This window comes from Nostoc sp. (genome assembly GCF_036917235.1).
Lineage (GTDB): Bacteria > Cyanobacteriota > Cyanobacteriia > Cyanobacteriales > Nostocaceae > Nostoc.
Window position 1 is genome coordinate 274,895 of record NZ_JBALDU010000099.1, and the last position, 7,159, is coordinate 282,053.

General features: G+C 42.9%; 3 protein-coding genes, 1 pseudogene and 1 CRISPR repeat array (1 of these 5 only partly in view). Of the genes and pseudogenes, 3 read left to right on the forward strand and 1 reads right to left on the reverse strand.

The window, feature by feature from the left end; translation table 11 throughout:
* Positions 1-534: direct repeats of the CRISPR family, unit length 37 nt; unit sequence ATTGCAATTCATCAAAATCCCTATTAGGGATTGAAAC (it extends 860 nt beyond the left edge of the window).
* Positions 535-708: 174 nt separating this feature from the next.
* The 3 genes and pseudogenes from V7K44_RS28980 to V7K44_RS28990 all read left to right on the forward strand — a co-directional run bounded on the left by V7K44_RS28980 (position 709) and on the right by V7K44_RS28990 (position 3,235).
* Positions 709-1,455: pseudogene (locus tag V7K44_RS28980) on the forward strand (SDR family oxidoreductase).
* Positions 1,456-1,461: 6 nt separating this feature from the next.
* The gene (locus V7K44_RS28985) at positions 1,462-2,379 is read left to right on the forward strand and encodes an SMP-30/gluconolactonase/LRE family protein (RefSeq protein WP_334936848.1); all 918 of its coding nucleotides are present in this window, start codon (positions 1,462-1,464) and stop codon (positions 2,377-2,379) included.
* A gap of 289 nt (positions 2,380-2,668) precedes the next feature.
* A complete protein-coding gene (locus tag V7K44_RS28990) occupies positions 2,669-3,235 on the forward strand; it encodes an antibiotic biosynthesis monooxygenase (protein ID WP_334936850.1) in 567 nt (188 codons plus the stop codon).
* A 70-nt stretch (positions 3,236-3,305) separates the two neighbouring features.
* Here V7K44_RS28990 and hetF read toward each other — a convergent pair whose 3' ends face one another.
* Complete coding sequence (gene hetF, locus V7K44_RS28995; protein WP_334936852.1) at positions 3,306-5,810, reverse strand: cell division protein HetF; 2,505 nt, start codon at positions 5,808-5,810, stop codon at positions 3,306-3,308.
* Positions 5,811-7,159 lie beyond the last annotated feature (1,349 nt).

Sequence of the window (7,159 nt, forward strand, 5' to 3'; positions counted from 1 at the left end):
GCAATTCATCAAAATCCCTATTAGGGATTGAAACAAAAATGAAAGGGTAAAGCGTGGAAGCCTTACCCATTGCAATTCATCAAAATCCCTATTAGGGATTGAAACCCGTAGAATACGTACCGGATAGCGCATTTACCTATAGAATTGCAATTCATCAAAATCCCTATTAGGGATTGAAACAAAGTACCATCAGTGTGAGGAGCAGGAAAAAATTGCAATTCATCAAAATCCCTATTAGGGATTGAAACCACACCTCGCCCATCCCTAGCCCTTTAGCCAAATTGCAATTCATCAAAATCCCTATTAGGGATTGAAACAGAAAATAAGTTTCTCTCTTGGTTTTGACTGCTATCATTGCAATTCATCAAAATCCCTATTAGGGATTGAAACTGTCATTCGTGATCCTTCAAGTCGTTATCTAAACCTATTGCAATTCATCAAAATCCCTATTAGGGATTGAAACAAGGCATTAGTGATTAATTCTTTGAATGATTCTTATTGCAATTCATCAAAATCCCTATTAGGGATTGAAACGCCAAGTTTAGCGCGATTAACTTGTTGTCCCAGCATTGCAATTCATCTTTAACTTAATTCATATTTGGTATTTATTGTCAATACATAAACCCTAAAATATATTGCTAAAATCAATTTGCTTAATTTACAACATCTCAGTACAGTAAACTTAAAAGCAGTTTGAAGGTCATAAAAATGACGATTCAAAAAAGGATTGCTGTAGTCGCAGGAAGTAACCGAGGGCTAGGATATGCAATTTCCCGTCAATTATCCCAAATTGGCAACCGCGTAATTCTGACGAGTCGTAATGAAACAGATGGTCTTGCTGCCAAGCAGCAGTTATCTAGTGAAGGGCTTGATGTTGACTATCACAAGCTGGATGTTACCAATGATGGAAGCGTGCAGCAGTTTACCGACTGGTTGCGTGAAACTTACAGTAAAGTAGATATTCTGGTCAATAATGCAGGTGTAAATCCCACAACCAAGCCTGAAGAGTCCAGCTTACTGACTGTCCAACTGGAAACGATGCGATCGACCTTTGAAACTAATGTTTTAGCGGTACTCAGAATTTCTCAAGCATTAATTCCGTTAATGAAGGTGCAAAATTACGGTCGTATTGTCAATATATCAACGGAAATGGCGTCTCTAGCGTCAGTTTCAAGTGACTACTACCCTTTAGCGCCTTCTTATCGACTCTCAAAAGTAGGACTAAATGGACTAACAGCGATTCTAGGGAAAGAACTTTAAGGTACTAATATTCTGGTAAATGCCTATTCTCCAGGTTGCATGAAGACCGATATGGGAGGAGATGATGCTCCTTTCACAGCAGAAGAAGGAGCGCAAACAGCTGTTTATTTAGCAACACTTTCCGATGCAGGAGCGCAAGGACTATTTTTTGCAGAGATGCGAAAGTTTGGTGGCCCGATTCAATTACAGTGGTAGGTTAGTATGGCAAATTCCGCAGTTTTACCGCCTATTTACGTAGATACAACCATTGAATTAGCACCAGCTAAAGTTGTTACCTCATTCCCCATCAATACTTTTTTAGAAAATCTAGCAATCGCACCAGATGGCACAATATTTGTAACTAATCACGAAGTTGGCGAGATTGTTGGCATTAGTCCAGATGGCAATCAGCAGATTCATGCCACTGTTGAAGGTAAAGTGAGTGGTCTTGCTTTCACTGCCAACGGGGGTTTAGTGGCAACAGGCTGGAATGCTGATTCTATACCAGTGATTTCTTTAGTTGCCAATGATGGGACAGTGGAAACCTTGCTGAAACTGCCAGATGCAATATTTCTCAATGGCATCACTCCCCTTTCTAATACTCAGTATTTAACAGCAGATTCTTATCGGGGTGCAATTTGGCTGATTGATATCGCTCAACCTCGCGTCTCAATTTGGCTAGAACATCCAATGCTTGCTCGTAGCAATTCGGAAAATATCACTCCGGCTGCAAATGGTTTGAAGCGTTTTGGTGATTTCCTCTACGTTTCAAATACGGAAAAAATGTTGCTGTTGCGGATTCCCATTGATACCGCAGTTCGACCAGGTGAGCCGGAAACTTTTGTAGAGCAAACTAATATTGATGACTTCGCCTTTGACGTGGAAGGCAATCTTTATGGAGCAACGCACATATATAACAGTGTGGTGCGAATTGCAAGCGATCGCAGTACTACTGTTATTGCTCAAGCCGAGCAAGGTGTAATTGGCAGCACAGCCGTGGCTTTTGGTCAAACTGAGAGCGATCGCACCGCAATTTATGTTGTCACTAATGGTGGAATGTTTTTACCTCCACCCACTGGTGTCGTTCCTGCTAATGTTGTTCGGCTTGAAGTTGGAAAACCTGGATACCCCTTGGCTTGAGCGTGACCGAATTTTAGATTTTAAATTTGGGATTTTCAATTGAAAATCCCAAATTTATAAATGTTTCACAGCAAGTAATATCATGTCCGCAAAATTACCCATAAGAAAAGAACCCCACCCCTTAATCCCCTCCCCGCTCTTCGGGAGGGGAGACAAAGCGTAGCTTTGGCGGGGTGGGGTTCTTCGGGTTTAATAAGCAATGAAGCGGACATGATATAAATCGATATTTGCCCTCCGAAAATCAAGCTACGTGAAAAAATCTAAAATCCAAAATTGATTAGCATAAATAATGGAGATAGAACAGAACGATCGATTTGTAACCGTGGTCATTACACAACTTGTCAAACCAGGATGCGAAACTGCTTACGAAGCTTGGTTGAAAGAGATTACCAGGGTTTCTAGAACTTATGTGGGTCACATGGGAACAAATGTGATTTGTCCCCAACTTGGGGTGCGAAATGAATATGTGATTATCTTCCGATTTGACAATTATGAAAATTTAGAGGTGTGGATGACATCACGCGATCGCGAACATTTGCTCAATCAAGGTAAGCATTTGGTTGAATCCGATCCTTATGTTCAAAAAATTAGTGGATTAGAAGCTTGGTTTTCTCTTCCCGGTCAACCCTTAAAAACTCCGCCGCGCTATAAAACAGCCTTGCTAACTTGGGGAGCTGTATATGTGTTGATTAATTTATTGAATACGTTCTTAGTACCCCTAATTCGGGCTTTACCACCCTTGATTATTTCGTTGATTATAACGATTACTATGGTTTTGCTCTTAACTTATGTTCTCATGCCGAGAGTTAGCCGCTTGTTTAGCTTTTGGCTATATCCTAAATCACGAAAAATTTAGGAATAAAGTCGAACTAACCCTATTTCAGATCCGAAGACAACCATCACAGCGATCGCGCCATCACAATATATTACTGTTCTTCGCCTTTTTGCTGAAGGAGCGATCGCCAATCTTCAATCGCCTTTTCCGTCCACAGCCAATTTTTAGTTAATTTATCTACCTGGAAATTTTCTCGATCGGACTTGAGAACCGTTTGCCGCAACTTGATCGCTTCATTCAAATATTGCGTCTGCTTACCACTAGATTGACTAAGTGCAGATTTATACAATCCAAGAGCTAAACCAGCATAAGAAGTTAAAGCATCTTGAGGAACTGCTGTATTTCTGGATGTTGAATTTGTGTTTTGTTCTTTGAGAGCTAAATTCAAAGCCTTGAACCAAGAATCATTGGCGCGATTCAGATTGCCTTCTGTGTAGTAGGCAAATCCCAAAGCGTTATTATACAAGAGCGATTCGGGTTTAGCTTTGGCAGCAGTTTCCCAATAACGACGGGCATCATCGACGCTATAGTTATTGTCTCCAGTTTGGATAGACTGCCACGCCAATCGTCCCTTGTAAAAATTCACAGAGGGATCGTCAGCTTGTTTACTAGGAATTAGTTTTAAGGAAGTTTCAGCCGCAGCCAGTGCGCCCCGATTCAGTAGTTCTTCTACAGCCAATAACCCACCTTGCAAGTCACCCTGGCTCAATTTTTCCGTAGCAGTAGCGGTGACAATTCCAGTCGTTTCTATTCCTAAATCGATATTCGGCTGCTTTTGAATCGGTCGAGAATCAGGTAGAGATTGGGTAGGAATTTCTGGTATTTTAGGCAGTGCTTGGGGGCGATTCTGCCACCACCAATTTAAACCGATCGCAGCGGCGATCGCACTGATCCCCACAACGCCGACAATCGGCCACAGCTTGCGGCGACGGGTACGATTTCTTGGCGGGGGTGGTTGCGATAGCGAAAAATTAGAATTTTGCCTATTTTCTTCAAGGTTTCCAGGAGTTGCAGGTGGCGGTGGTGGAACTTCTCCCCACAAATCTGCTGACTCTTCTGAGGAAGTCATTTCCTCTGAAATCTGGCTTTGGTGAAGACTATTTTCGTGAATTTGTCGATCCGGTTCAGTTGCAGGTTTTTGGTTATCTAGCTGACGAAACAAATCCGAAACTATCGCAGAATCTTCTTCATAGCTTGGGTCATCATACTCAATTTCATCAACTAGATCGCCCCAAGTATCTTCACCCAGCCAGTCCAACCCAGAAGAGTCCCGCGTCAAACCACTAGGAATCATGTCTTCCATTCCTAAAGGCATCTCGGTATCATCAGGTATACCGGGGTACATCGTGGAAGTTGCCCCTAAAGGCGAACTATACTGATTCAGCGACTCCCTACTTGCAGATACCTCAGTTTCCTGACTCAGAAAACCGTCAAATTCTGGCTGAAGATATAAAATCGGTAATGCCCAGTACATCTGGTGAGAACCATAAGCGGAAATTAATCCTTGGCGCACCCGACTTACACACAAATCTACTGGATATCCCTGACTTAAATTGCGGTAAAACAATTGTGTGAGTGTCAACGCCACTTCATCAGGAATCCGTTCTGACATCGCCAAAACGCTTCTAATTCCGCGCTTCACCAGACTTTCCGCTAAGTTTCGTTCGCCAGTATCTCCAGAGGGATTGGACGCTGCTGTGTATGCGCCCAAGCAGGAATTAAACACTGCCATTTGGATATTATTGTTGACGAGCAGACCTGCCAAATCGTCCCCAGTCAAGATTTCCGTCAAGCCAGTTCTGCGACTAACAAGATAAATTTCTCCGCCATTTGCGCCTAAGTTACTATGACCAGAGTAATGGAGAACATGGTATCTGCCTTGTTCTAGAGCTTGCGTCAGTTCTTCCCGTCCTGGTTGATCTAATACAGTGAGTTCAATTTCGGGGAAACGATTGCGGCCTTCACCAAGTCGTGACGTTTGACGGTGAAGTTCTGCTTGCAGTTTAATTGCTTCTTGTTTCTGTAAGTCAAGACGGACTTGATCTGAGGGAGAAGCAATTACCATCAAGACTCTGACACCACCTTGTTCTTGTGGTGTGGGCATATTTTGCGACCGCAAAGGAGAAGCCCCCAAAATTCCACTTTGGAAGCGAGAAAAAGCCACATAAGGCCCAGTAGCCAGAGGGCGATCGCCTGCGTGCATCACTTCCCAAGGCAAACGAGCTAATCTAGTGTCTTTTAGCCCCAAGCGTAAGCGCAGCACTTGTTGATGGTTCTGGGCAATACCTTGGGCAGTAATCCAACTATCTCTGAGAGTGCCTTGAAATAGGGCGTTATAAAATTGTTGACCCAACGCCACCAAATTCACAGAGTTTCTGGCGATATCGCTTTCATGCCCGCCAGAGGTAAATGGATCTCCTTGCAACACCGAATTCAACGGGTCATTCATCAAATGCCCAGCAGCCATCAACCAATCAGCTATAGGCCAAGTCACCAATTCTTCTGCCAATGGTACCCCAGGCGCGACTTGTTCCGTCCGCACCAAGTAGTCATTTTGCCCTACTGGGGTTACGGAAATATGGAATTCCTGGGTCACAACTTCTCCTGTCCGCCTCCTGAATCTGGTTTGAAACGCGAAAGTTTCAAGTCGATTTTTCGCTCTCTCTGATAATTTAGATGCATCTTGCCCCTGAATGTTTCTGATTCCGCGCTGTTTTGGTTTTTCCTGCCTTTACAACTTTATCCGGATCGGATTACTTGGGTCTAGAACACTTAATTGGTAGATGCACCTTGATCTTCAACTCCCCTAGTTGGCTAACACCCACTGGGGGTTTTTTTTATTTTTGGCAAACAACAGCAACTTCTGACGCAGATATTCTCTACCAGAAAATAGTGCTTAATCCTAGAATACTTGATTAATAGATGGATGTCCCTCGATCTTTAACTCTCCTAATTGAGTTAATATCCACTTTGGTTTTTTTGACACACGATAACAATCAATTTTCTCATAAATTTATCCGGAGCATGGTGGTTAAACCTAGAACATTTAAGTGGTAGATGCACCCTGATAACTAGCTCCCCTCGTTGGCTAACGCCCACTTGGGGTTTTTTTATGAAAATTGAGTCCTATTGATTAACCCTGACACACCCATTTTGTAAAGCAGCGCACCGATCGTTTAATTGGTAGGTCTATCCTGATAACTAACCCCTCTGAGGTTTTTCTTTCATCGACAAACAGTAACAACTTCAACCTCTGCTAATTTATCCGGTAGCGACCCATTTATTTTAGAAAAGATTATTGGTAGATGCACCCTGATAACTCACTCCCCTGGTTGGTTAATACCCACTGGGGGTTTTTTCTAGTTACGTCACCGATAGCGATCGCAAATACGTCTAGTTAAGAAATGTTAGCGAGTCTTTTCCTCTCAGAGACGCTATAGGTAGCTTGCTTCTCCATAAGACTACGAGCTTTACAGACCATCGTAGACATCGCCTCTCATTTAATTCATTTTTCCCGGAAGATGCTGACTACCCCTAGAAAAGATTATTGGTAGATGCACCCTGATAACTCACTCCCCTAGTAGGCTAACACCCACTGGGGGTTTTTTTATTGAAAAAATAACTGACCTTGATAACTCACTCCCCTGATAGGTTAACACCCACTGGGAATTTTTTCTACTAGTTGCGTCACCGATAGCGATCGCAAATGCCTCTGCTAGAGAAATGTTAGCGAGTCTTTTCCTCTCAGAGACGTTATAGGTAGCTTGCTTCTCTATAAGACTACGAGCTTTACAGCCCATCGTAGACATCGCCTCTCATTTAATTCATTTTTCCCGGAAGATGCTGGCTGCCCCTAGAAAAGATTATTGGTAGATGCACCCTGATAACTCACTCCCCTAGTAGGCTAACACCCACTGGGGGTTTTTTTATTGAAAAAATAACTGA